19 protein-coding genes and 1 tRNA gene are annotated in these 22,379 nt (G+C 49.8%); 15 read left to right on the top strand and 5 right to left on the bottom strand.

All coding sequences use genetic code 11. The features are described from left to right. Positions 1-136: 136 nt before the first annotated feature. The 5 genes from ACJJIB_RS13080 to ACJJIB_RS13060 all read left to right on the top strand — a co-directional run bounded on the left by ACJJIB_RS13080 (position 137) and on the right by ACJJIB_RS13060 (position 8,648). The gene (locus tag ACJJIB_RS13080; RefSeq protein ID WP_444886379.1) at positions 137-1,459 is read left to right on the top strand and encodes a TolC family protein; all 1,323 of its coding nucleotides are present in this window, start codon (positions 137-139) and stop codon (positions 1,457-1,459) included. A 2-nt stretch (positions 1,460-1,461) separates the two neighbouring features. Continuing rightward, positions 1,462-2,568: an efflux RND transporter periplasmic adaptor subunit gene (locus tag ACJJIB_RS13075; protein WP_444886378.1), complete on the top strand. Its 1,107-nt coding sequence runs from the start codon at positions 1,462-1,464 to the stop codon at positions 2,566-2,568. Positions 2,569-2,586: 18 nt separating this feature from the next. Further along, entirely contained in the window at positions 2,587-6,276 is a 3,690-nt protein-coding gene (locus tag ACJJIB_RS13070; RefSeq protein ID WP_444886377.1) for an efflux RND transporter permease subunit, read from the top strand. 129 nt (positions 6,277-6,405) lie between these two features. Beyond that, entirely contained in the window at positions 6,406-6,672 is a 267-nt protein-coding gene (locus tag ACJJIB_RS13065) for a hypothetical protein (protein ID WP_444886376.1), read from the top strand. A gap of 1,037 nt (positions 6,673-7,709) precedes the next feature. Next, positions 7,710-8,648: a UDP-glucose 4-epimerase family protein gene (locus tag ACJJIB_RS13060; RefSeq protein WP_444886375.1), complete on the top strand. Its 939-nt coding sequence runs from the start codon at positions 7,710-7,712 to the stop codon at positions 8,646-8,648. Between the two features lie 215 nt (positions 8,649-8,863). On the opposite strand, the gene ACJJIB_RS13055 is transcribed toward ACJJIB_RS13060, so the two are convergent. Continuing rightward, positions 8,864-9,415, bottom strand: coding sequence for a hypothetical protein (locus ACJJIB_RS13055; protein ID WP_444886374.1), 552 nt, complete (start codon positions 9,413-9,415; stop codon positions 8,864-8,866). Between the two features lie 542 nt (positions 9,416-9,957). Between ACJJIB_RS13055 and ACJJIB_RS13050 the strand changes: the two genes are divergently transcribed. Then, positions 9,958-11,124 (top strand): patatin-like phospholipase family protein, encoded by a 1,167-nt coding sequence (locus tag ACJJIB_RS13050; RefSeq protein WP_444886373.1) that lies wholly within the window; start codon positions 9,958-9,960, stop codon positions 11,122-11,124. 78 nt (positions 11,125-11,202) lie between these two features. Further along, on the top strand, positions 11,203-11,937 hold the full coding sequence (locus ACJJIB_RS13045) for an SOS response-associated peptidase family protein (RefSeq protein ID WP_444886372.1): 735 nt from the start codon (positions 11,203-11,205) through the stop codon (positions 11,935-11,937). 385 nt (positions 11,938-12,322) lie between these two features. Here the strand turns inward: ACJJIB_RS13045 and ACJJIB_RS13040 are convergent. Together ACJJIB_RS13040 and ACJJIB_RS13035 are read right to left on the bottom strand one after the other, a co-directional pair. Continuing rightward, positions 12,323-12,410: transfer RNA gene (locus ACJJIB_RS13040), tRNA-Ser, on the bottom strand. A 164-nt stretch (positions 12,411-12,574) separates the two neighbouring features. Next, positions 12,575-15,517 carry an Rne/Rng family ribonuclease gene (locus ACJJIB_RS13035; RefSeq protein ID WP_444886371.1) on the bottom strand — a complete coding sequence of 981 codons (2,943 nt, stop codon included), beginning with the start codon at positions 15,515-15,517 and terminating at the stop codon, positions 12,575-12,577. Here ACJJIB_RS13035 and ACJJIB_RS13030 point away from each other — a divergent pair. Further along, positions 15,516-16,001, top strand: coding sequence for a hypothetical protein (locus ACJJIB_RS13030; protein WP_252081844.1), 486 nt, complete (start codon positions 15,516-15,518; stop codon positions 15,999-16,001). The two genes, ACJJIB_RS13035 and ACJJIB_RS13030, sit on opposite strands and share 2 nt — an antisense overlap. A 123-nt stretch (positions 16,002-16,124) precedes the next feature. On the opposite strand, the gene ACJJIB_RS13025 is transcribed toward ACJJIB_RS13030, so the two are convergent. Next, positions 16,125-16,316: a hypothetical protein gene (locus tag ACJJIB_RS13025; RefSeq protein ID WP_444886370.1), complete on the bottom strand. Its 192-nt coding sequence runs from the start codon at positions 16,314-16,316 to the stop codon at positions 16,125-16,127. Here ACJJIB_RS13025 and rluC point away from each other — a divergent pair. Then, positions 16,315-17,310: a 23S rRNA pseudouridine(955/2504/2580) synthase RluC gene (gene rluC / locus ACJJIB_RS13020; RefSeq protein WP_444886369.1), complete on the top strand. Its 996-nt coding sequence runs from the start codon at positions 16,315-16,317 to the stop codon at positions 17,308-17,310. The two genes, ACJJIB_RS13025 and rluC, sit on opposite strands and share 2 nt — an antisense overlap. A 12-nt stretch (positions 17,311-17,322) precedes the next feature. Further along, positions 17,323-17,967, top strand: a complete 645-nt coding sequence (locus ACJJIB_RS13015) for an HAD-IA family hydrolase (protein ID WP_444886368.1) — start codon at positions 17,323-17,325, stop codon at positions 17,965-17,967. Here ACJJIB_RS13015 and ACJJIB_RS13010 read toward each other — a convergent pair. Continuing rightward, entirely contained in the window at positions 17,957-18,556 is a 600-nt protein-coding gene (locus ACJJIB_RS13010; RefSeq protein ID WP_444886367.1) for a Maf family protein, read from the bottom strand. The genes ACJJIB_RS13015 and ACJJIB_RS13010 overlap by 11 nt on opposite strands. A 107-nt stretch (positions 18,557-18,663) precedes the next feature. Between ACJJIB_RS13010 and ACJJIB_RS13005 the strand changes: the two genes are divergently transcribed. From ACJJIB_RS13005 to fabG, 5 genes are all read left to right on the top strand, one after another. Further along, positions 18,664-19,206, top strand: a complete 543-nt coding sequence (locus tag ACJJIB_RS13005; RefSeq protein ID WP_444886366.1) for a YceD family protein — start codon at positions 18,664-18,666, stop codon at positions 19,204-19,206. 74 nt (positions 19,207-19,280) lie between these two features. Then, a complete protein-coding gene (gene rpmF / locus ACJJIB_RS13000) occupies positions 19,281-19,475 on the top strand; it encodes a 50S ribosomal protein L32 (RefSeq protein ID WP_252081838.1) in 195 nt (64 codons plus the stop codon). 3 nt (positions 19,476-19,478) lie between these two features. Further along, complete coding sequence (gene plsX, locus ACJJIB_RS12995; RefSeq protein ID WP_444886365.1) at positions 19,479-20,525, top strand: phosphate acyltransferase PlsX; 1,047 nt, start codon at positions 19,479-19,481, stop codon at positions 20,523-20,525. A 52-nt stretch (positions 20,526-20,577) separates the two neighbouring features. After that, positions 20,578-21,522 carry an ACP S-malonyltransferase gene (gene fabD, locus ACJJIB_RS12990; protein ID WP_444886364.1) on the top strand — a complete coding sequence of 315 codons (945 nt, stop codon included), beginning with the start codon at positions 20,578-20,580 and terminating at the stop codon, positions 21,520-21,522. Between the two features lie 45 nt (positions 21,523-21,567). After that, entirely contained in the window at positions 21,568-22,323 is a 756-nt protein-coding gene (gene fabG, locus ACJJIB_RS12985; protein WP_444886363.1) for a 3-oxoacyl-ACP reductase FabG, read from the top strand. Positions 22,324-22,379: the final 56 nt, after the last annotated feature.

Here is a 22,379-nt window from a genome sequence, read left to right as displayed (position 1 = left end):
AAGAAATATGTAGGGGGAGTACACTGGTTGGCGTGGGGATAGGCGTGCTGACTAAGCGGTGAGCATGAAGCACATATACTTACTGGAATAATTGCATATTGTGCGGGTGTGTGCTGCTGCCAGGAAGGGGTGATCGTTGTTCAAGGGCGGGTTCGCAATATGGATCTTTATCGGCGCTGCCTGGAGCTCTGCCCCTGAGCCTGTGCTTCCGCTCAATGATGCAGTACAAACGGCCATTCGTACCAACCTGCGGGTGCAGGGCGCGGCTCTAGAAGTCGATGAGGCGGGTGATATGGTTGAAGCGCTAAAGACACGCCGTTACCCACGATTGGAACTAAATGCCGCTATCAATCACAACCTCACCACCCAGAGCTATACCTTCCCTGAGGGTAGCCTTGTTCCCGATTCTGAAATAGGACCAATCCCACCAAACAATGTGGAGATCACCACCGAGCAGGGAACTACTGAGATCGTCTCCTTCAGTGCGCGCCAGCCTCTTACCCGTCTCTACACTATTGCCTTGGAAATCTGCGAGGGCTATGTCACCACTGCGATGGCGGTGCAAAAAGTGCGTTGGACGCAGCAGGATGTTGCTTTTTTGGTAAAGCTGCAGTATTTCGAGGTGGGCAGGATTATCGGTGACCTCCAGGCAATTGATGAATCTATTTTGTTCTTGAGTTCCCTGAGTGACCTGGTGCGCAATTATGTCGACCAACAGGTGGCTCTGGAATACGAGTTGCTGGATGTACGTGCCCGCTTAGCCCAGCGCCAGCTGGAACGTCAGCGCAGGATTGATGAGATGATTACGGCCAAGGAGCGACTCAATGCTCTATTAGGGCGCGATGTAGAAACGCCATTTAGCGTCGAGCACCTCCCTGTACCTCATCAAGTCGTGTATGACACCGATGCATCCCTGATGTTGGCCTTTGATCAACGCCCTGATTTTATTGAATCACTGTTGGCTATTGAGAAGGCTGAATACAGCTACGATGTTAAGAAATCTGAATATATTCCCGATATTGACTTTCACTTCAGTTATCTCAAGCTCTTTAACGTAAGCCTTGTTCCTGATGCTGAGGTAATCGTTGCTTTAGATTTACGCTGGGAGATTTTTGACTGGGGACGCAAGCGGGATGAACTGGCCAGCCGCGCGAGTAAGATTGCTGGGGCCGAAGTTAGAGTGGGGGAATTGCGCGGTCAAATTGAAGTAGAAGTGCGTGACAGCTTGCGCAAGTTACGGACTGCGCAGGAATCGGTTGCTGTAGCCCGAGAATTACAAGCGGCATATCGGGAAAAGTTACGGGTAATGATCAACCGCTATCGTGAGCAAACGACGCTATTAACCAACGTACTGGAAACGGAAACCCAGCTCGATCGCGCCAACAGCGATTACAACAAAGCGGTACTTTCTGTCTGGAGGGCGTTAGCCGAATACGAAAGAGCGGTGGGGGAGGTGTAACGATGTTGCGTTTACCCCTTTTACTGATGTTTCTGCTCTTACTATCGGCCTGCCAAAGTGAGCCGCCGGGGAAAAGTCCGGTGCCTGTGCAAGCTACAGTGGCTCGTACAGAAAGTGGAATTGAAGGTTATCCATACTCTGCAGTGGTCCATCCCTATACCCAAGTAGATGTAGCATTTCGAACAGAGGGATATATCGATGAAATTCCAATTCGCCGGGCTCTTGGAAAAATAAGAATATTGCAGGGCGGGGACCGAGTGATTCAGGGAGAGCCCTTGGCTATCGTCAACGACGAGCAATACAGAGACAAGGTGGTTGAGGCGGCAGCGAATGTCAGTAAAGCAGAGGCTGCCCGGAGGAAAGCAGATCTGGACTACAAAAGAGCTTCGGCCCTTTTTGATACCGCAAGTATCACGGCGCCGGATTACGACGCCGCCCGGGAGGAGTATGAGATCTCACAGGCCTCGGTTGTAGGCTCTAAGGCACGCCTGGATAATGCTAAAGAGAATCTCAATGACACGGTGTTACGTTCACCCCTTACGGGAATTATTCTTCAACGCAATATAGAGGTCGGCACTCTGGTGCAAAGGGATGCCATTGGTTTTGTGGTTGCTGATATCTCTCGTGTCAAAGTGGTTTTTAATGTGCCCGATGTGGTGTTGAGCTTTGCCAAACTGGGTAGTGTTATCTCTATGATGACAGAGTCCCAACCAGGCAAGACTTTTACTGGCCAGGTCACAGAAGTTTCCCCGAAAGCAGAGGAACGCACCAGAGTTTTTGCCATTACCGTAACCGTGCCTAACCCCAATGCAATATTAAAACCGGGCATGATTATGAGTCTTTTACTGGACAAAATGCGACCTCAGCCAAACCGGGTTGTGGTGCCCCTTTCATGTTTGGTCCCGCAATCAAATGAGTCGGAAGGCTTTGCCGTTTTTGTATTGGAAATTGACAACAATGTTTTACAGGCAAAGCTGCGCAGAGTGGTTCCAGGGCCGGTAGTGGGTAACAACATTGTTATTTTACACGGCCTCAAGGAGGGGGAGCGGGTTGTGTCTAATGGCGCGTCACAGTTACAGGATGGTCAGACGGTAAGGATAGTGCCCTAGTGCCTCAAGGGAATATCAATGGTGGTTAAAGACGAAAAAACCAGAGAAGAAATTCTGGAAGCTGAAAGTGAGCACCGCTTTAATACCGCTCGCTTTTTTGTCGATAACTCCTCCATTTCATTGGCGCTATTGGTTGGGGTTATGTTTTGGGGGCTTATCTCTTATATCGCGATGCCCAAAAGTAAGGATCCAGATATTCCCGTCCGTATAGCTACAGCAACAACCAAATGGCCAGGGCAAAGTGCCATCAAAGTTGAGGAGCTGGTAACACGACGAATAGAAGATGCCATCGCCCAGAGTGAATATCTCTACCAGCCAGATGCGCGCTCCTTTGCAATAAAATCCCTGACCCTTAACGGTGTGTCCGTAGTGCAAACTCAGCTTGCCCCCCACACCGATGTCACCAAGGCATTTAATGATATAAACCTGAAACTTATTGACGCGCAGAGTCAACTGCCTTCAGGGACACAGGCTACTCAATTCAATGATGAATTTGGGGATACGGCTGCAGTGCTTTTGGCCGTAGCCAGCCCAAGGGCCGGAGCTACTGAAATTAGCCTCCGGGCAGAAAACATTCGAGAAGCATTATCGGAGGTTCGCGCCAAGTATAAAAACCAGGGAGTAGAACAGAGGGTTAGTATTATGGTGGCCCTGCCGCTTTCAGTGCACGGGGTGAATAGCTTGGCTGCCTTCAAGGTCTTTTCCCGCTGGATGGAGAAACAGGGTTATGGCACTGCATTTAAAATTCTGTCGGGCCCCGGTTATATCGGCGTAGATTTTACCTCTGATAAAAGCGATGAAGAGTTGATGCGCGCGGGATATCGTTTTTTAAATGAGCGACTCAGTGCACAGAAATTTTTTCCCGACTCCTGGCAGCCTTTTCTTGTGCGAGATATTGCTAAAACTCGTGAGCGTCTTGCCGAAGTGGCCGGGGCAAAATACAGCTATCGGCAGCTGGATGATTTCTCCGATCTCATCGCTGCGAATATTCGCACTCTCCCGCAGGTAAAGCGGGTACTGCGTTCCGGGGTGCTGCAACAGCAAGTCGATTTGGTTTATTCCCAGGAGCGGCTTGCTTCTTACGGCCTGCGCCCGGATATGATTGGCCCAATACTCAATGCCCGCAATACAACCATTCCTGGCGGCAATCTGACTGTTGAGGATATGGATGTCGCAATATTTCCCAGTGGGGACTTTAGCAATTATGAAGAAATTGGGGATGTACCTATCGCTTTGAGTGATGATGGTACTCCGGTGTACCTACGGGGTGTACTGGATGTTTCAATGGGGTATGAGTCGCCACCAGAGCTATTGAATTACTATGTCAGCAAATCTAAACACGATGGAACATGGCAACGGCATCGCAGCGTCAACTTATCGGTACAGATGCGTGATGGTGAGCAAATCGGCGAGCTAGGCAAGGTACTCACAAAGTTACTGGAACAGGTTAGAGCCGACTTGCCGCCAGATTTAATTATTGAAAAAGTGTCTGATCAGCCCAGACAAGTAAAGGAAAGTGTGGGGCTTTTTATTGAGGCGCTGGTTGAAGCCATTATCCTTGTGGTTATTGTCGCTTTTATCGGGTTTTCTGATTGGCGTTCCGCCGTCCTACTGATGATCTCAATCCCGATTACCTTGGCAATGACCTTCGGCTTTATCCAGTTTATGGGGGTGGATATTCAGCAAGTCTCTATTGCAGCATTGATTATTGCCCTTGGGCTTTTAGTGGATGATCCTGTTGTTGCCGGGGATGCCATCAAGCGACAGATGGCCGCGGGTAAACCATCGTTTATTGCTGCCTGGCTTGGTCCAACCCTACTCGCGAAAGCCATTTTCTTTGCGACGCTCACCAATGTGGTTGCGTATTTACCTTTCTTACTACTAACCGGAAATCAAGGTGATTTTTTGCACAGTTTGCCAATTGTTATGGCCTGCGCATTGATCGCCTCCCGGATAGTATCTATGACTTTTCTGCCTTTCATAGGAAATCTTCTCTTGCGTCCACCGAAGCGTACAGAGCCAACACTGGAGGAGCGGCGGAAACATGGGCTTACTGGTGTGTACTATCGAACCGCTAGCTGGGCTATAGATCACAGGAAACTTGTACTATTGGGATTTCTACTTTTTCTGATTGCGGGAGTGGTATTGAAAACGCAGTTGAAAAATGCCTTTTTTCCAGACGATATTCAATATTTGTCCTATGTGGATGTCTGGTTGCAGAATGATGCAAGCATTGATGCAACAGATAATGTTGCCAAACAAGCGGAGCAGGTGATTAGACAAACAATAGAAAAGTATCAAAAAGAAAATGGTGGGAATTCTGATGAACCAATTCTACAGGCACTGAGTACTACCGTTGGTGGAGGGGCGCCGCGTTTTTGGTATACAGTGAACCCTCGGCCACAGCAAGCTAATTATGGTCAAATTATTATCCGTATCAATGATAAAAATCTGACTCCAAAGTTGGTGCCGTTTATTCAGGAAGCACTCAGTAAGAATATCCCCGGAGCCGATCTGGATGTGCGCCAACTGCAAACTACCCCGGTAGATTACCCCTTTGAAATAAGGGTGTCAGGGCGTGTGACTACCGGTTCTGAGGAAGAGCGTAAGGATATTATTATCTTGCGAGATGTTGCCGAGAGAGTGAAAAATATTGTGCAGAAATCGGCATATGCTCGCACGGTTCGCCAGAACTGGGGAGAGAGGAGTCTTGCGGTTTATATGAATGTTCTTGAAGACCGGGCAGCGATGTCTAGAGTCACTAATGCGGATATTGCCCAGGCTTCATCAACGGCAATTAATGGTAGTGAGGTATCCACATTACGGGAGGGGGACAAAGAAATACCAATCGTTATTCGCCTCCGACTGGATCAGCGTGGGCAATTGCAGGATATTAACAACCTTTATGTGTTTTCATCAGATACGGAAGTAAGAGTTCCCCTAGAGCAGGTGGCTACAACAAGAATTGACTTTAGAACTGAGCGAATTCGTCGTTTGGAAAAATTTCGCACGATTTCTGTTTTTGCATACCCTTATGCAGGATTTATTGCCTCCGATATTATGGGAGATGTAAAAGATGAATTAGATGCCTTACAAAAGACGCTGCCCAGTGGTTATCAAATACAAGCTTCTGGAGATGCGGCTAACTCAACACATGGGTTTGCACAGCTACTCATGATACTTGGTGTTTCCTCGGGGGCCATTTTTTTGGCTCTGGTTTTCCAGTTTAGTAACTTATTGAAGCCCTTGGTGGTATTTGCCACCGTACCACTGGGTATGGTGGGTGCCCTTGCCGCGCTTTATGTTACTGGCCAGCCATTCGGGTTTATGGCTTTTCTGGGGATAGTAAGCTTGGTAGGGGTAATTGTCAGCCATATTATTGTCTTGTTTGATTTTATAGAAGTGCGTCATGCCGCAGGCGATCCTTTCAGAGAGGCATTGTTGGACGCGGGGATCCTACGACTAAGACCAATCCTGATCACAATAGCGGCTACTACCTGCGCCCTGGTACCTCTCGCTTTCCATGGTGGTCCTCTTTGGCAGCCTTTATGTTTTGCCCAGATAGGAGGCTTGATATTGGCAACCTGCGGTACTTTGCTACTGGTGCCGGTGCTTTATACCGTGATGGTGGTGGATCTAAAGTGGATTCACTGGCACGAGAGGGGTTCAGGCGCGGAAGACGGCAGTAGAAACATGGTAGAAGCATAAGAACTCTACTTAACCAACAGTGTCCTTCAGCGGGATTAGTCACCTCATATCGCTTAATTGGTTTGGTATTGACTATGGTTGGAGCCTAAACCTTAATTCCCCAACAGAGGAAGCCCGATGCGCCTGTTAATGAAAATCCTGATCCCCGTTAAAAGTGGCAATAATGCTATCGCAGACAAGTCCATGCCGAGAGCCTTCAATGATTTTATCGCTTCGGCTGAGCCTGAATCCTCCTATTTCTTTTTAGAGGATGGTAAGCGCGCGGCTATTTTTATTCTTGAGGAGAAGCGGCAGGATCATCTGATGGCTTATAACGAAAAGTTTTTTTCAGCTCTGGGTGCGGAAATTTGGATTACCCCAGTGCTAAATCAAAAAGAACTACAAAAACACCTTTAAGTCTTGACGTAGGCAAGTTTGATTTCTCCGAAAGAGCGTAGTTGGGGCTTAAGCTTAGCGACACTAGACTAGTGTTTTAGTTTGTTTACAGTTTAAGTCTCTCGCTTCGGACTGTCCGGGCATCTAAATTTATTAGGATCTGCTTATGCCTACAAATGGTAATAAACGGATTGGAGAGTCACTAATTGGTTTAAGCGGTCTATTGATAGTTGTCATTTCCACATTCTCAGCCGGCACTATGGGGTTTGATACCGCCCCTTTAAATGGTTTTAGTGCCTCTAAATGGTCAACGTCTCATAGGTTAACGACATGGCCAACGCCTAATAGGTTAACGACTAGTTACTATCTAAAGAAGCTTCCTTTGGGTGGCACTAGCCCGGTTCCAGTAATATGTTTGTCTAAGAGGAAACTGTTAGCCGTTTCACCCATTGGTTTTTTCTCAGATCAGCCCGCGTTAACCACGTTACGCTGGGCTATCCCTTCTAGGGCTAATGCTAGGGGGGGCGCGACATCGCAAAGGATTATAGCTTCGCCTATTCGCCACTTTGATGCGGTAATAGATAAAGACTTTAAAGCAAATTTGGCCCGCAAAAGATACCATCGCATCTGTGACCGTAAGGTTCCCAGAGATCTTAACCCCTGTGCTGAGGCTCGCTGGCATTATCGGCAAGCCAAGGCTTGCTTGGCAGCCCGAGAAAAGTGGGAGATTAAATGGGGAACCGCAGAAACTACAGAACCCCATGCGCGGGCTCTAGAGAATGTCAGAGCCAGAGTGAAAAATGCTAGCAAAGCTCAGCTTCGGTTTTGCAGCCTTAGAGATCAAAACTAAAGGTCGAATAGTCGAATAATAGATAAGAGAGTATTAAATCCCCTCTTGCTGAACACTTTTGAGTCGTCTAATCATTTCTTAGCTAAGATACTTTTATTTTCAGGCTGCCCGCTAAGAGCTCTTTATCGTCAACCCTTCCACCAGTGACTCAATGCTTCCCCATCTGTAAACTACTTCCTGATGAAATTAATTGATATGGGCGGGGCTTGTGGAAGAGCGAATATTGTTGACCGGTGCCAGTGGATTTATTGGAAGTGCTCTTTTATCAGCCCTGCGATCTAAAAGGGTTAAGGTACTGCCCGTGTATCGCCATGAGGTAGAAGGGGGGCTTTATGTACCTCGCATAGATGCGGAAACTGACTGGGGTGCCACACTGAACAACATTGATGTGGTGATCCATACTGCCGCGAGAGTTCATGTGATGCAAGAAAGTGCTGTCGACCCCTTGGCAGAGTTTCGCAAAGTGAACTTGGAAGGTACCTTACAACTGGCCCGCCAAGCGGCATCTTCAGGAGTAAAAAGGTTTATTTTCTTAAGCTCTATTAAGGTGAATGGGGAATCCACTACTGGCAGAGGCTCATTTACCGCAGAGGAGCCCTCAAATCCTGTAGACCCCTATGGGATTTCAAAAAAAGAAGCTGAGGATGCCTTGCTCGCTCTGGCAGAGGAAACTGGCCTGGAAGTGGTTATTATTCGTCCACCATTAGTCTATGGACCTGGAGTAAAAGCTAACTTTCAATCCATGATGCGTTGGCTGCAGAAAGGTATTCCACTGCCGTTAGGTTCAATTAACAATCGGCGCAGCCTGGTTTCTGTCTATAACTTGATCGACTTGATCACAGTTTGTATTGAACACCCGAACGCAAGAAATCAAGTCTTCCTTGTATCTGATGGTCTTGATATGTCTATCACGGATTTATTGCGGCGGCTTTCAAGGAGCCTAAGATGCCGGGCTCTATTGATACCTGTGCCTGCATCTGTTCTGATCTTTACTCTCTCCCTACTGGGGAAAAGGGCTGTTGCCGATCGTCTATGTGGTTCTTTGCAAGTGGATATTGGAAAAACCATGAACCTGCTTGATTGGCAGCCACCGGTATCGGTAGAAGAGGGGCTTGCTAAGACTGCTGAAAGCCTGCAGAAATCTTAGTTTATAGATTATAGAAGCCTGGGAGTATCTGAATGATCCCGCCAGGCTTTCGGCTCTATTTTTTGGGAGTGTTCAGACTATTCACAAACCTGTTATGAAGACTTTGCCTCGTTAAGCAAGCCAGGCGCTGAAGTCTGTATAGGTATTCCGGAGCTACTCAGAGATCCCACAATTTAAAGGTCACACAATAAGTAATTGTGATGGCCTTCCAGTTTTTAGCCCCGTCTATTGACAATACTGGAGTAAAAACCCATCAGATAAGAGCTGGGCACTTCGATAACCGAGCGATGACCTGACTTTGCATAAAGCTTCACTCTAAGGCTTTCTCGCTTCTTGAGAGCATTGGTGATCTGATTTTCACTCAATGTGACTTCCAGAGTTTCTTCAAGCATGCATTTAAATGCTGATGCACAGTTGAGGACTTTTCGATCGAGTTGGGATAGCTCAACCTCGTTTCCACCACTAAATGTGGCTGTGTCATAGTTACGCCAGTTTTCCCGGTATGTGATATCAATACGCAGTTGGTATTGGGGGCTTCCGCCATTCTTGGGGGCAAGAGCACGTAGCATATAGTAATACAGGTTGTGATCCGAGCCATCGGTGGTTGCCTGCATTGGAGGGCCGCTATATTCAGTTGCGTTATTTTCGGAACTATTATGTATCGTTACCGCCTGACGAACTTCACTAGCACTTTTTTGTGTGATGCTTGTGGTGGCGCTACATCCAGCTAGTAAGACAGCTGACAGGTAGGTGGTGAACTTAGTCATAGGTCTTTTCCCAGTTTATTAGGGTTCTTTTATGGGGGGAGTATCTCACATTTGACTCTAATTGTAGGGATTGATGCATTTTTTTTGACAAATGCCAGCGATAAAGTTTTGCAAAAGATTTGAAAGACCAGGCCGCTAATGAATCAGTTAAGTCTGTTAGAGCATATAGTGTGAGCAAGCTTCGAGAGGCTAGGCGTAACGTTCGTTAAGGATAATTGTAAGGCTATGAATAGGATAATGGCAGTAGGGCATGAGTAGTCAATATCTGTATTTGCCTAAAGGGAAGGAAAGCCACTAGTAATTCGTTCTCATATTTTTCGAAAAAAAAGGATTATCTAGCTCTTTTTATGTCTATTCGGATAAGTGTCTTGGGGGGTGAAATTTTATATAGGTTTAATACTTTACTTGGGGGAATTTGTTTGTGGTATGTTATTTTTGATAAGACACAAGTCTCTCTAAATAGAATTTGCAGCTAGCTTATGATGGTAGAGTCAAACTTAAGGTTTGTGCTTATACTTTGTATGTAGGGTAGAGGTGCTGAAATGAAAATCAAGCATTCTGTAGTCATTTTCTTTTTGTTGGTAGTGGCTTTAGGTTTGCTGGTTTTTTCTTACAATTATGTTTTTGTTCGCGGTATCAAGTTTGATTCCCAGCCGATTACAGAGGAGTTAATAAAAAGCAATGAGGCGTTAGAGAAAAAGGAAACAATTAATATTCTGATTATTGAAGGGGGTGGTGTCAGGGGGCTTATTCCTCTCTATGTGATACAGCATATTGAGAAACAATTGGGGCAGCCTGTAGAGGAAGTGTTCGACGTCTTTAGTGGAGTTTCAACAGGTGCGATTATTGCCACCAGCTTGAATATTCCCCTTTCTCAATTGGGTCGGCTTGATTTTGATCATGACAACATTTCCTCAAGAAGTGAAAGGTTAATAAAGGTATATGAAAAAGAAAGTGAGTTTTTGTTTTCAGTGCCCTGGTATCATAATGCCTTGACATTAAATGGATACCTCTCGCCGCAATTTATGGGTACCCATCTTTCAGAAGTCTTGGAGAGAAATTATTCTCCGGCGATGAATTTCACCAGCTTAAATAACTATGTGATTATCCCGTCGCTGGATGTGCATAATGGAAGGTTGCATCTATTTAAGAATAGAGGGATAAAAGCTTTAGATTTGCCTACTAATACGCTTTATCAGCTTGTTGCTGCTGCATCTAGTGCAGAGGCTTTTTTTACCCCTGTTGATTTTGTGGGGCCAGACAAGAAGATTACCCATCGTTACTTTGCAGATGCTGCAATCACGGCTAATGATCCGGCTAATGTCATCTTGCATGATGTAATAAAAAATTTTCCAGGCAAAAACTACTACTTGCTGATTCTTGGTTCCGGAATACACCCAGTTCATACTATGGGTTTTGATTATAGAAGTCTAAAGAGTTGGGGGAAATTACGCTGGTTTCATGATGCAATATTTAGCATGACACGATCAATGGATTATCAGCAGATATTTTCTCTGGAAATTGCCGAGTCTTTGGCACCCTCGCGGGTGAAATATGATTATCTTAATGTTGAGCTTATTGACCCCTTTGTGGGCCCTTTTGATTACAAATCAATTGACAAGCTTAAGATTCTTTCAGATAGGCTTATTGACGAAAATGAAGAGGAGATTGATAAAATAGTGGATTATCTGAAGGGCGAGGACAGGTGATAAGTTCCTCTTAAATTCTCCTTCTTCTTTTAACCATCTTATTAGTGTAGTTCAAGCCACACTTTACGGTGAATTTCCATGTGCTACTCCTTTACGGTTCCTAGTGACAAGGCGCTGTCATCACTACCTGTAGGGTTTAGAGCGGATGTGAATGCCTGGAATCAATTCCGCTTCAACCAGAAGTGGGAGAGCTGCTCTACTAAAGCAGAGGTTCGCCATACTCTCGGTCTAAAGGGGCTACCTCGTGTCAGTCAATTCCGCCTTGCAGGACCAGGCGAAAGAGTATACCCCCGCTATTTTGTGCCGGGCATAATATGTAATGGAGGTAAGAATTGGTTGCGCCCGCTACGTTACTCGATACGCCTATCCAACTCGGCTTGGGATCTAGCGACAAAATACAGTCTATATAACGCTCGGCTAGATAGATTGCTTGAAGCAAAAACCTGGCGCTCCCTGATTGGCCACCAGCATGGGATATTACCATTCACGAGTTTCTTTGAGTGGGTCGAACATAAGGGTAAGAAAGCTCAGGTCCAGTTTACTCCAGAGGGTAAAGATTTGATGTGGGCACCAATCCTTTGGGACTACTGGGAATCATTGGGGGGAGAGGTTGGTTACTTCTCATGCACCTTGATTACCGATGATCCAGCTCCAGAAGTTGAGGCGGTTGGCCATGACCGTAGTCCAGTTTTTCTAGGGGCGGATCATATGTTGCCTTGGTTAAATGCTGAATCTAAATCAGCTGAGGGTTGGCAAAATTTCTTGGCTGGGCATCGTGAGCCGGTAGCTTATCGTCACCACATGATGGTATGAGCAATGGAGGCCGCTTGCTCATGGGCATATCCTGGCCGGTAGGTCTTTATTTTTACATGCTGCGCTCATGAGCAGTATGCGCTGTCCTTATGAAGCTCCCTTTTTTTTCTGTGGTGGTAGTTGTGGCGCTGGACGGTCAGCTGACTTGTTAAAGTTATTTATGGGGACGCGAGTAGTTACTAGTTGCGGGCAGTCAATGAAAATATCCGCCAGTTCCTATCCGGGATGGGTATGAACTGATTGCGGTAGGACTGCCTCGGTGCCAATTCGATACAGCAGGGGTGGAGCGGCTTTTACTGTGAAGATCTTACAAAAGTTAAGTGGGGGGAACACAAAGGGCACAAACAAAAAAGCCCTGAAAAATCAGGGCTTTCTGTATGAATAATGGCGGTGGGGCAGGGATTCGAACCCTGGGACCTGTTACAGTCAACGGTTTTCAAGACCGCCGCTTTCGACCACTCAGCCACCCCACCAAATTGTGCTGTGCATTATACATAGCTTCGTGCTACATACAAGTGCCGTTTTAAATTTTTTCAATTAGTTCAATGGGTTAGGTGATTTATTGACCAGTCAAGGGAAATTCTTCAGATGTAAAAAGCCGCCAGCAGCTGAACTGCTGGCGGCTTTGATTGGTTGCTTAGCCTGCTTCTGCAGAATTGTGGTCAGTATTAGCCTGTGTTACTTGACGTGCCACACGCGGGTCATTGGCTGGGCGTGCAAGTGCGCGAGGGCTGTGCTGGATGGCCGCTGGTTGAGCGGTGTCTAGCGGCTGCTGGGAGCCTATGTCACGATGCTCTGTCACGATCGCCAACTCCAGCAATGGTTTGGGGTTGATGCGCGGGTCGTTGCCGGCGCGTCCCTGAGTTGCCGGCGTAGCGATTTCCTCAGAAGCTTTAGCTTCTGCAGCCATCATTTCCTCTCTGGCGATAGCGTCGCCTTGCTCTACCGATGCCTTTGCGGCTTCACTGGCTTCTTTTAGGGCAGTTTCTTCAGCATCTTCAGTTGCTGCGGTAGCCTCCACGTTAGTAGCAGGTGCCGACACTTTTGTGGCTTGTACTTCTTGAGAGGCTTTGGGGGTTACCAGGGTAGGAGAGGGTTGCTCTTCTCTGGTTGCAGTAACCTTTTCAGGTGTTACTGGCTGCTGAGCGGGTGCCTCGTTTGTGATTGCTGGCTGTGCCTTTGGGGAGGCCTCTGCAACTGGTTTTACTTCCGCCTGGCTTTCAGAAACCTTAGGCGCAAAAGGCTTTTGCTCAGGAGCCTTCACTACAGGCTTGGGCTCGGTTACCTGGGTGGGCTCGGGAGCTTTTTGCTCTTTGTGCTTGGGCTTCGCCGCCTCACTCACAGGAGCTTCGCTTAAGTTTTTGGCTGCGGTATCCCTGGATTTCCTGGCTTCACTTTCCGCTTCGTCAATCGCTTCATTGACTTCGCGATTTAGCTCTTCCTGGCTCTGAGCTACGGCTGTGGCGGCAGTGTTTTCTGTACGGCGGCCACGACGACGAGCTTGTGGACGGCCGCGAACATTGCTGGGGCGACGTGCCGGGCGATCCTGATCGGCGCTTTCATCTACCTGTGAGATGTTTTCGTTAGTGTTACCCTCGGAGACGTTGCCGCGATTTTCATCTTTACGGCGATTGTCTCCGCTACGGCGGCGGCGGCGACGGCGCTGTCCTTCACCGCGGTCGGCTCCGCTATCACGCTCATCGAACGACTTTGTGGTCTGCCTGGCTTCGCGCAGGTCATCGCTCTTGCTATCTTCGCGGCGATCGTCTTTGCGGCGAGTCTGACGTTCATTGCGACTGCCACGGTTGCCACCGCGCTGATTGCGATTACGGTTGCGATTGCGCTGGTAATCTTTACCGCGGTTTTGGGACTTCTGATGCTTTTTGGGCTCTTCTTCTTTGCTGGTGAAAAGCTCAGCAATAGCGTTTATCAGGCGGCTAAACAGACCTGGCTCCGGTTTTTTCTCCGGAGTTGGTGCCGGTGCGGTGTGCGCGAGCGGTTGTACAGCAGGCTGTGCTTGTGGGCGCTTAGGCTGCTCTTCTTTCTTGGTGACAGTTTCCTCTACGCTTCCAGATATTTTATAGGAGGTTTCAAGGGTAGATGTGTCGTCATCGCGTAGGCGCTGAACTTCAAAGTGCGGCGTTTCAATTTCCGCATTTGGTACGACCACTACGCGGGTTTTATTACGTGACTCAATTTGGGAGATCGCCTTGCGCTTCTCGTTGAGGAGGTAGGTGGCAACGTTTACCGGGGTAATTGCGCGAATCTCTGCGCTGCGCTCCTTCTTGGCCTCTTCTTCTACTAGGCGCAAGATAGAGAGGGCCAGAGATTTGGTGCCGCGAATAGTGCCTTGGCCGCTACAGCGGGGGCAAACGCGGAAGGTGGTTTCACCGAGAGATGGGCGCAGGCGCTGGCGTGACATTTCCAGCAAGCCGAAGCGGGAGATGCGGCCAACTTGTACACGAGCGCGGTCCATGCTGAGAGCTTTCTCCATGCGCTTTTCAACTTCGCGCTGATTGGACTTGCTTTGCATGTCGATAAAGTCGATCACGACCAGGCCGCCCATATCGCGCAGGCGCAGCTGGCGGGCAATCTCATCGGCGGCTTCCAGGTTGATGTTGCGCGCGGTCTCCTCAATGTCTCCGCCTTTGGTGGCGCGGGAGGAGTTGATATCAATGGAGACAAGTGCTTCAGTCACATCAATAACGATTGAGCCACCGGAGGGAAGTTTTACTTCGCGTTCAAAGGCAGTCTCAATCTGGCTTTCGATTTGGTATCGGTTGAAGAGCGGAATGCTATCTTCGTAGAACTTTACCTTGTGGGCGTAGTGGGGCATTACTTGTTCAGCAAAGCCCTTTACTAGTTTAAAGGCATCCGCATCATCAACAATAACTTCACCAATATCATCGCGCATGTAATCGCGAATCGCCCGGATGATTACATTGCTTTCCTGGAAGAGGAATTCGGGCGCGCTATTTTTGTCCGCTGATTCTTTGATTAAGCTCCACAGTTGCAGGAGGTAGTTGAGATCCCATTGCAGCTCTTCGCCACTGCGGCCCACACCGGCGGTGCGTACAATCATGCCCATGCCAGAGGGGACATCCACGCTGGCTAGGGCGTCACGTAGTTCAGAGCGTTCATCGCCCTCGATGCGACGGGAGATGCCGCCGGCACGGGGGTTGTTCGGCATTAGTACCAGGTAGCGCCCGGCGAGACTGATAAATGTGGTGAGGGCAGCGCCTTTGTTGCCGCGCTCTTCCTTATCTACCTGGACAACAACCTCCATCCCCTCTTTGACGACATCTTTAATCTTGATGCGGCCTTCGATGTCCTTGGGTTGCTTGAGGAAGTATTCTCGGGAAATTTCTTTCAGGGGAAGGAAGCCGTGGCGCTCTTCACCGTAGTCGACGAATGCGGCTTCAAGCGAGGGTTCTACACGGGTGATTTTACCTTTGTAGATGTTGGCTTTTTTCTGTTGACGGGTGCGATTTTCAATATCCAGGTCATAGAGCCACTGGCCGTCCACCAGTGCTACACGCAACTCCTCAGGCTGGGTTGCGTTGATCAACATTCTCTTCATGCGTGTCGATTTCCTTGCGTTGCGCAAAGGTGAGACACCGCTCATTGCAGGCTTGCTTATGGGCCGCCAAGAGGAGATGACCTGGTGGCGGGGCAGGGAAGTTAGAGAGGCTGTCTGTTCCGCAAATTCAGTCTACGCGGCCTTTCGAGACGAGCGTTCGCCCAACATTCCACTGCAAAAACTCCGGATATGCGATGCTGTGCTGCTATCCGTTGGCACTTACCAGTACCTTTCTTCCTTTAGTACCTTACGTTTAGTACTGCCCTGTACCGGGGCCGTGGGTTTCCATGGCCGGGTTGGGCGCCACCCTTGGGTCAGTTTCAAGCTGGGTGGCAAGGTTTGCGTCATCGTTTCTAGCTCTGTAGCTCGGCTTTTGGCCGCTACTCTTCTTCTATATTTTGTTGACCAGGTTAAAGTAAGCAGTTGTCTCCTGGTTGCCAGTTCGGTCGCTGGCATTATCTACAGAGCGGGACGCAAGTTTTGAGTCGTCCTTTCAAGCGCTGCGGGTCGCGGCCCGTCTTACCTTCGCGATTGTTACCCACTTAACTGTGGGCTGTTGTGCTGGTGAGGCCCCCTTGAGATTCTCGTTTTGGGGAGTGCTCATCAGCTAAGTTTTTATCAATAACACGGGTATGCCCGCGCACTGGCCGAACAGCAGTATTTTCTCCGAAGCCATGGCTATTTCTTCATGTGGGAAGCCGCCGATGACCGAAAACCAGCCGAATTCAGGCCGGCCGAATATAGCACGGGCAGGGAGGTGCTTCAATTGTCCTTGCAGCGGCGCTATGATGCGCGTCATGAGAAGTACACCTCCCCTGAAAGCGGCTGCGGCCGACACTCCCTCTGATACCTGGAACCCCTCTGGTGGCGTGCAGTTTTTAACTGTGCCTGAAGAGCTGGCTGGGCAGAGGATTGACAATTTCCTTCAGGCACGCCTAAAAGGTGTGCCCCGTTCACGCGTTTACCGAATCCTGCGCAAGGGTGAGGTAAGGGTAAATAAAGGACGGGTAAAGGCAGAATACAAGCTCGCGGCGGGCGATGTGGTGCGTGTGCCGCCAATTCGTGCGGCAGAGCAGGCTCCTCCCCCCCATGCTGGAGAGCAGCTGCGCCAGTTGGTGCACGACTCGATACTTTATGATGACAAGGGCCTGCTTGTGATCAATAAGCCTGCCGGCCTTGCCGTTCATGGCGGTAGCGGCGTCCGGCTCGGTTTGATTGAGGTGCTCCGGCAGATGTATCCGCAGAGCCCGTTTATTGAGCTTGTGCATCGCCTCGACCGGGATACTAGCGGTGCGATCATGGTGGCGCGCAAGCGTAATGTTTTACAGCATGTGCAGGCGGAACTGAGGGGCGGACGGATTGAGAAGTCTTATCTGGCGCTGGCGGTAGGTAAATGGCCGCGAGGTAGGAGGGTTGTTGAAGCCCCGTTGCGTAAAAACACCCTCAAGAGTGGTGAACGAATGGTCTCGGTGCATCAGGATGGAAAGGCTTCCGAGACGCGCTTCCAGGTGTTGGAGCGTTTTAAAGCGGCAACACTGCTGGGCGCAGAGCCGGTAACCGGGCGCACCCACCAGATTCGTGTGCATGCCCAGTTTGTTGGCTGTCCCCTGGCGGGTGATAGTAAGTACACCGGTGATGAGGATAACCGCGCGTTTCGTGAGCGAGGCCTAAAGCGTCTTTTCCTGCACTCGGCTTCTGTGCGCTGCACGCTTCCAGACGGCACCGATGTACATGTTGAAGCGCCGCTACCCACTGAAATGCAGGCGCTGTTAAAGAAGTTGCGAGACGAGTAAAGGGGCGCGGCGATGTTGGTTATTCTCGATTGGGATGGCACAGTTTGTAATTCCGAGACGCGGATTGTTGGCTGCATGCTGCGCGCGGCGGCGCGAGTTGGTTTGCCGGCACTTTCTCCTGAAGCGGTGAGCAATATTATTGGATTGGGTTTGCCGGAGGCGGTGGCCACTCTTTTTCCTGAGGCTGTTGATAAAGATCGGCAAGCCTTGAAGCAATTCTATTCAGAAGAGTGGATGGCGGCGCGAGTGGAGCCCCTACCTTTATTTGATGGGGTTTTAGATACTTTGGATGCGTTGCTTTGCCAGGGGCATCAGTTGGCGGTCGCCACGGGAAAGAGTCGTCGAGGCCTCAGTCGGGAGTTTGAAGAGCACGGCATGGGGCACTTATTTATAGCGAGCCGCTGTGCAGATGAAACTGCTTCCAAGCCAGACCCATTGATGCTGAGTGAGCTGCTAGCTGAAGTTGACTGCGGTGTTGATGATGCGGTGATGGTTGGTGACACCATTTATGACTTGGCGATGGCGGCAGCGATTGGTATGCCCGCCGTGGGGGTTAGCTATGGCGCTCATTGCCCAAGTCGCCTGCGGGAGTGTAATCCCCAGGCGATTATCGATGAGTTTTCCGGGTTGCTGGGTTGGCCGCCGCTTAGCTCTTAGCAGTTGATTTCAGTGGATCTATACCAAATTCGCCGAGCAGATCTACCAGGCGAATTAGGGGTAAACCTATAAGAGTGTTGATGTCGGTGCCGTCGAGCTTTTCAAATAATGCTATACCGAGGCCCTCCACTTTAAATGAGCCTGCACAATCGTAGGGCTCTTCCAGCTCAATATATTTTTCAATTTGCGGAAGGCTGAGTGGCCGGAAATACACTGTAAAGGTTTCCACGGTACTCACTTGGCGGTTGCTTGCGCTTTCCAGCAAAGACAGCCCTGTATGGAAGGTAACTTTGTTGCCGGAGCAGGCCTGTAGTTGAGTAATGGCTTTGTCGCGATTACCGGGCTTGCCCAGAATTTGTCCCCGGCATTCTGCAACCTGGTCGGAGCCGATGATCAGGGATTGGGGGTTGTCTCGCATTAAAGCGCGAGATTTTTCCTGTGCGAGCCTTAAGGCAAGGGCGCCAGCGGCCTCCCCTGGCTTGGCATCTTCATTTATATGGGGAGATGCGGTCTGAAAGGGGAGATGGAGTTGCTTCAGTAGCGCCCTGCGGTAGGGGGAGCTGGAAGCTAGTATCAGTGTGGAGGCCATTATTTGGGCGGTTCCATGGTTGTTAGGTCAAAGTTTGTGACCGAGCGATACTGCAGTGACTGAATTGTTTTGACAAGGGTAGGGTGAGTCCATAGAATTGCGCGCTTATGTCGATAGCCCCCTCTAAATCAGTATTGCCTAAGAGCGTTGACGCTCGGAAATTGGTGCAGCGCGAGCAGTATCTGGAAGGTATTTTGCCTCTGGAGTCACTGCAGCGACTACGTGAAGCCGTTGAGTCTGTGAAAGGGGAGGTCGAGGCTGAAATCCAATTTGGCCGTGACCTGCAAAATCACCTCACTGTTAGCGGTAAGGTGCACTGCACGGTGGATTTGTTATGCCAGCGTTGCCTGCATCCTGTAGGCGAGCAACTCGAGGCGCAGTTTTGCTGGGGTATCGTTTGGTCTGAAGAGCAGGGCAAGGCTCTTCCCAAAGACTTGGATCCGGTGATTCAGGATGGCGATGAGCTGGACTTGCACCAGATCCTCGAAGATGAAATTTTGCTCAATCTGCCGATGGTGGCTTATCACGATGAGGAGTGTGTCTCCAAGGAGATTTTCCATATTGGTGAGAAGGCATCTGAAGCGGGTGAGCAACGGGAAAACCCCTTTAAAGTGCTGGAGCAGTTGAAGGGTTCTTCGGGAAAATCCTAGATTTTCTCTTAGAGTTTGGGCTCGCCGGTAGGCGCCCCGGTTCCAGCGAAATTTGTTTATTTTAGGAGCTAGCAATGGCTGTTCAACAAAACAAGAAGACTCGTTCCCGTCGCGGTATGCGCCGTTCACACGACGCGCTAGGCGCCGGTGCAACTCTCTCCGTAGACCCGACTACTGGTGAAAAGCACCGTCGCCACCACGTGACCAAAGATGGTTTCTACCGTGGTCGCAAGGTGATCGACATCGGCGGCGGCTCCGAAGAAGAGTAAGCTTTGTCCAGCCAATTGCGATTGGCCGTGGATGCAATGGGCGGGGACTTAGGTCCCCGCTCTGTCGTTCCGGCCTGTATTAGATTTCTTCAAAATTTCCCTGAAGCGCAGTTGAAACTTTTCGGCCCGCGCGCGCAATTAGAAGCTCTGCTCCTCGAGCAGCGCCACGCCCAAATTCCCGATCGCCTTGAAATCATCCCTTGTGAGCAGGTTGTTACCCAAGAGTGCAACCCTTTGCAGGCGGTTCGCCATAAGCGCAACTCCACCATGGCCCAAGCTCTAAAAGCTGTGGCGGAAGGTGGTGCCCAGGCAATGGTTACCTCTGGAAATACTGGCGCCCTTTTGGCCTTAAGTCGCAGTGTTCTGGGTAATATTGAGGGCGTTCGCAAGCCGGCACTGGGCAAGTCTGTACCCTCAGGGCACGGTTCCTGCTACCTTTTGGATCTCGGCGCAAATGTGGGGTGCAGCGCGGAAGATCTACTGCAGTTTGCGCGTATGGGTATTGAGGCTCAGCATCTCCACACTGGCGTTCCGCGTGAGGACATTGAGGTTGCACTGCTGAATATTGGTGCCGAGGCGCACAAAGGTACTGCTGAAATACGCAGGGCGGCCGAGCTCCTCGAGGGGGATCCGCAGGTTAACTATGTGGGTTTTGTGGAGGGGCACGACATCTTTACCGGGGCTGTCGATGTAGTTGTGTGCGACGGTTTGATGGGAAATGTTGCCATGAAATCCGCCGAAGGCGTGATTAGACTGATGGGTCAAAAAGCGTTCACCATTGAGAAAAAGGGGTGTTTCAAACGTTTTTTTGGCCAATTAGCCATAAAGCTGTTGCGAAAATGGCGCACACAGGTGGAACCCGCTCGCTATAATGGCGCCAGCTTTGTAGGGGTGAAGGGCAACGTGATTAAAAGTCACGGGGGTGCCAGCAGCGAAGCTTTTTACCGGGCTATGGTGACGGCAAAAGAATGTGCCGATGCCGATTTGGCTGCCAGAGTTGGCGCCGCCTTGGTACAAGCTGGCGAGCGAAACTCAAAGGAAATGGGGTAGATACTACACCTCCCTCCTACTGTTATTTGCCAAACAGGTTTAAGGATATCTTATGACCAATGCCGCGCTTGCATTCGTCTTTCCGGGGCAGGGATCTCAAAAGATCGGCATGCTCTCCGAAATTGCTCAGGAGGCCCCTGAAATCCAATCCACCTTTGCTGAAGCCTCAGAAGTTCTGGGATATGACCTCTGGGATCTCTGTCAAAATGGTGAGCAGGAAGCAATCAATCTTACCCAGCGTACGCAACCTCTTCTTTTAGCCTCCAGTGTTGCTCTCTATCGCCATTGGCGCGCTCGTGGTGGTGCGGTGCCCGCTCGCATGGCAGGGCATAGTCTTGGGGAGTGGTCGGCATTGGTGTGTTCCGGTGTCCTGGCTTTTAAAGATGCTGTCCACCTGGTTCGTGAACGTGGCCGCCTGATGCAGGAAGCTGTACCCGTGGGTACAGGAGCTATGGCCGCAGTGATTGGGCTTGATGATGATGTGGTGGGAGAGCTCTGTGCTAAAGCCGCTCAAGGTGAAGTGGTGGCTGCGGTGAACTACAACTCTCCGGGCCAGATCGTAATTGCAGGCAATAGTGCTGCTGTGGAAAGAGCGATAGATGCCTGTAAGGCGGCCGGTGCAAAGCGTGCCATGCCTTTGCCAGTGAGTGCGCCATTTCATACTGAGTTAATGCGTCCGGCAGCGGAGAAGCTCGCCCCTCAGATCGAGGCGGCGGAATTCAGTACCCCGCAAATCCCTGTTGTACACAACGTACATGCCGAAACTGAATCTGATCCTGCGAAGATCAAGGCTTTGATGATTGAGCAGATATATAGTCCGGTTCGCTGGACTGCCTGTGCGCAAAAGCTGATAAACGATGGTGCTTCCCAGCTGGTCGAGTGTGGTCCGGGTAAGGTGCTGGCTGGTCTCATCAAGCGTATTGATCGCAGTGCCGTTTGTCACGGTATAGACACTCCCAGCAGCTTTAATGAAGCACTGAGATCTACAGCCGCCTGAGTTGCTCAGGCACGATGGCAATGGTCAAATAAGGATAAAGCAAGTATGAGTCTGAAGACCTCCCTTGAGGGCAAAGTTGCCCTGGTCACTGGTGCCAGTCGCGGCATAGGTGCAGCAATTGCGGATATGTTGGGCAGCCAAGGCGCAGTGGTCATCGGTACTGCCACTAGTGTTGGTGGTGCCGAAAAAATTAGTGCGCGTTTCGCCGAGCAGGGCTTCAATGGCGCAGGTATGGTACTTGATGTCACCAGTGCGGAAAGTATCGCGGGGCTGCTAGAAGTAGTGAAAAATGATTTTGCGGCGCCGACCATTTTGGTTAATAACGCGGGAATCACAAAAGACAATTTGCTCATGCGCATGAAAGATGATGAGTGGGACTCGGTGATCGAGACAAACTTATCCGCTGTCTACCGTATGACAAAAGCCTGCCTCAGAGATATGACTCGGGCGCGCTGGGGGCGTATCATCAATATCAGCTCCGTGGTGGGTAGCATGGGCAACGCGGGTCAGAGCAATTACGCGGCCACCAAGGCTGGAGTAGCAGGTTTTGCTCGGTCCCTGGCTGCAGAGATTGGCTCTCGCGGCATTACTGTGAATACGGTCGCCCCGGGTTTTATTGATACCGATATGACCAAAGTGCTGCCTGAGGCGCAGCGCGAGGCGCTTCTTGGTAAGATCCCTCTGGGTCGTTTGGGGCAGCCCGAAGAGATTGCCTCTGTTGTGGCCTTCCTGGCGAGTGATGCCGGAGCTTATGTCACTGGGGAGACGATACATGTCAATGGTGGCATGTATATGGCCTGAGGCACGTTGAAAATATTTCAATAACCTATTGATTTTTAAAAGTTTTTTGTATTTGC

The organism is Microbulbifer mixtoriginis (SeqCode), from assembly GCF_052467705.1.
The sequence above is the reverse complement of the archived record's forward strand: the minus strand, read 5'-3'. Positions and strand labels throughout refer to the sequence as shown.

Bases quoted from the DNA above. Each gene is read 5' to 3' on its own strand.
- ACJJIB_RS13015 (WP_444886368.1), top strand. From the start codon at position 17,323: ATGTTGGTTATTCTCGATTGGGATGGCACAGTTTGTAATTCCGAGACG.
- ACJJIB_RS13075 (WP_444886378.1), top strand. From the start codon at position 1,462: ATGTTGCGTTTACCCCTTTTACTGATGTTTCTGCTCTTACTATCGGCC.
- ACJJIB_RS13070 (WP_444886377.1), top strand. From the start codon at position 2,587: ATGGTGGTTAAAGACGAAAAAACCAGAGAAGAAATTCTGGAAGCTGAA.
- ACJJIB_RS13045 (WP_444886372.1), top strand. From the start codon at position 11,203: ATGTGCTACTCCTTTACGGTTCCTAGTGACAAGGCGCTGTCATCACTA.
- ACJJIB_RS13030 (WP_252081844.1), top strand. From the start codon at position 15,516: ATGCGTGTCGATTTCCTTGCGTTGCGCAAAGGTGAGACACCGCTCATT.
- fabG (WP_444886363.1), top strand. From the start codon at position 21,568: ATGAGTCTGAAGACCTCCCTTGAGGGCAAAGTTGCCCTGGTCACTGGT.
- ACJJIB_RS13025 (WP_444886370.1), bottom strand. From the start codon at position 16,316: ATGACGCGCATCATAGCGCCGCTGCAAGGACAATTGAAGCACCTCCCT.
- fabD (WP_444886364.1), top strand. From the start codon at position 20,578: ATGACCAATGCCGCGCTTGCATTCGTCTTTCCGGGGCAGGGATCTCAA.
- ACJJIB_RS13050 (WP_444886373.1), top strand. From the start codon at position 9,958: ATGAAAATCAAGCATTCTGTAGTCATTTTCTTTTTGTTGGTAGTGGCT.
- rluC (WP_444886369.1), top strand. From the start codon at position 16,315: ATGAGAAGTACACCTCCCCTGAAAGCGGCTGCGGCCGACACTCCCTCT.
- rpmF (WP_252081838.1), top strand. From the start codon at position 19,281: ATGGCTGTTCAACAAAACAAGAAGACTCGTTCCCGTCGCGGTATGCGC.
- ACJJIB_RS13055 (WP_444886374.1), bottom strand. From the start codon at position 9,415: ATGACTAAGTTCACCACCTACCTGTCAGCTGTCTTACTAGCTGGATGT.
- ACJJIB_RS13035 (WP_444886371.1), bottom strand. From the start codon at position 15,517: ATGAAGAGAATGTTGATCAACGCAACCCAGCCTGAGGAGTTGCGTGTA.
- ACJJIB_RS13065 (WP_444886376.1), top strand. From the start codon at position 6,406: ATGAAAATCCTGATCCCCGTTAAAAGTGGCAATAATGCTATCGCAGAC.
- ACJJIB_RS13010 (WP_444886367.1), bottom strand. From the start codon at position 18,556: ATGGCCTCCACACTGATACTAGCTTCCAGCTCCCCCTACCGCAGGGCG.
- ACJJIB_RS13005 (WP_444886366.1), top strand. From the start codon at position 18,664: ATGTCGATAGCCCCCTCTAAATCAGTATTGCCTAAGAGCGTTGACGCT.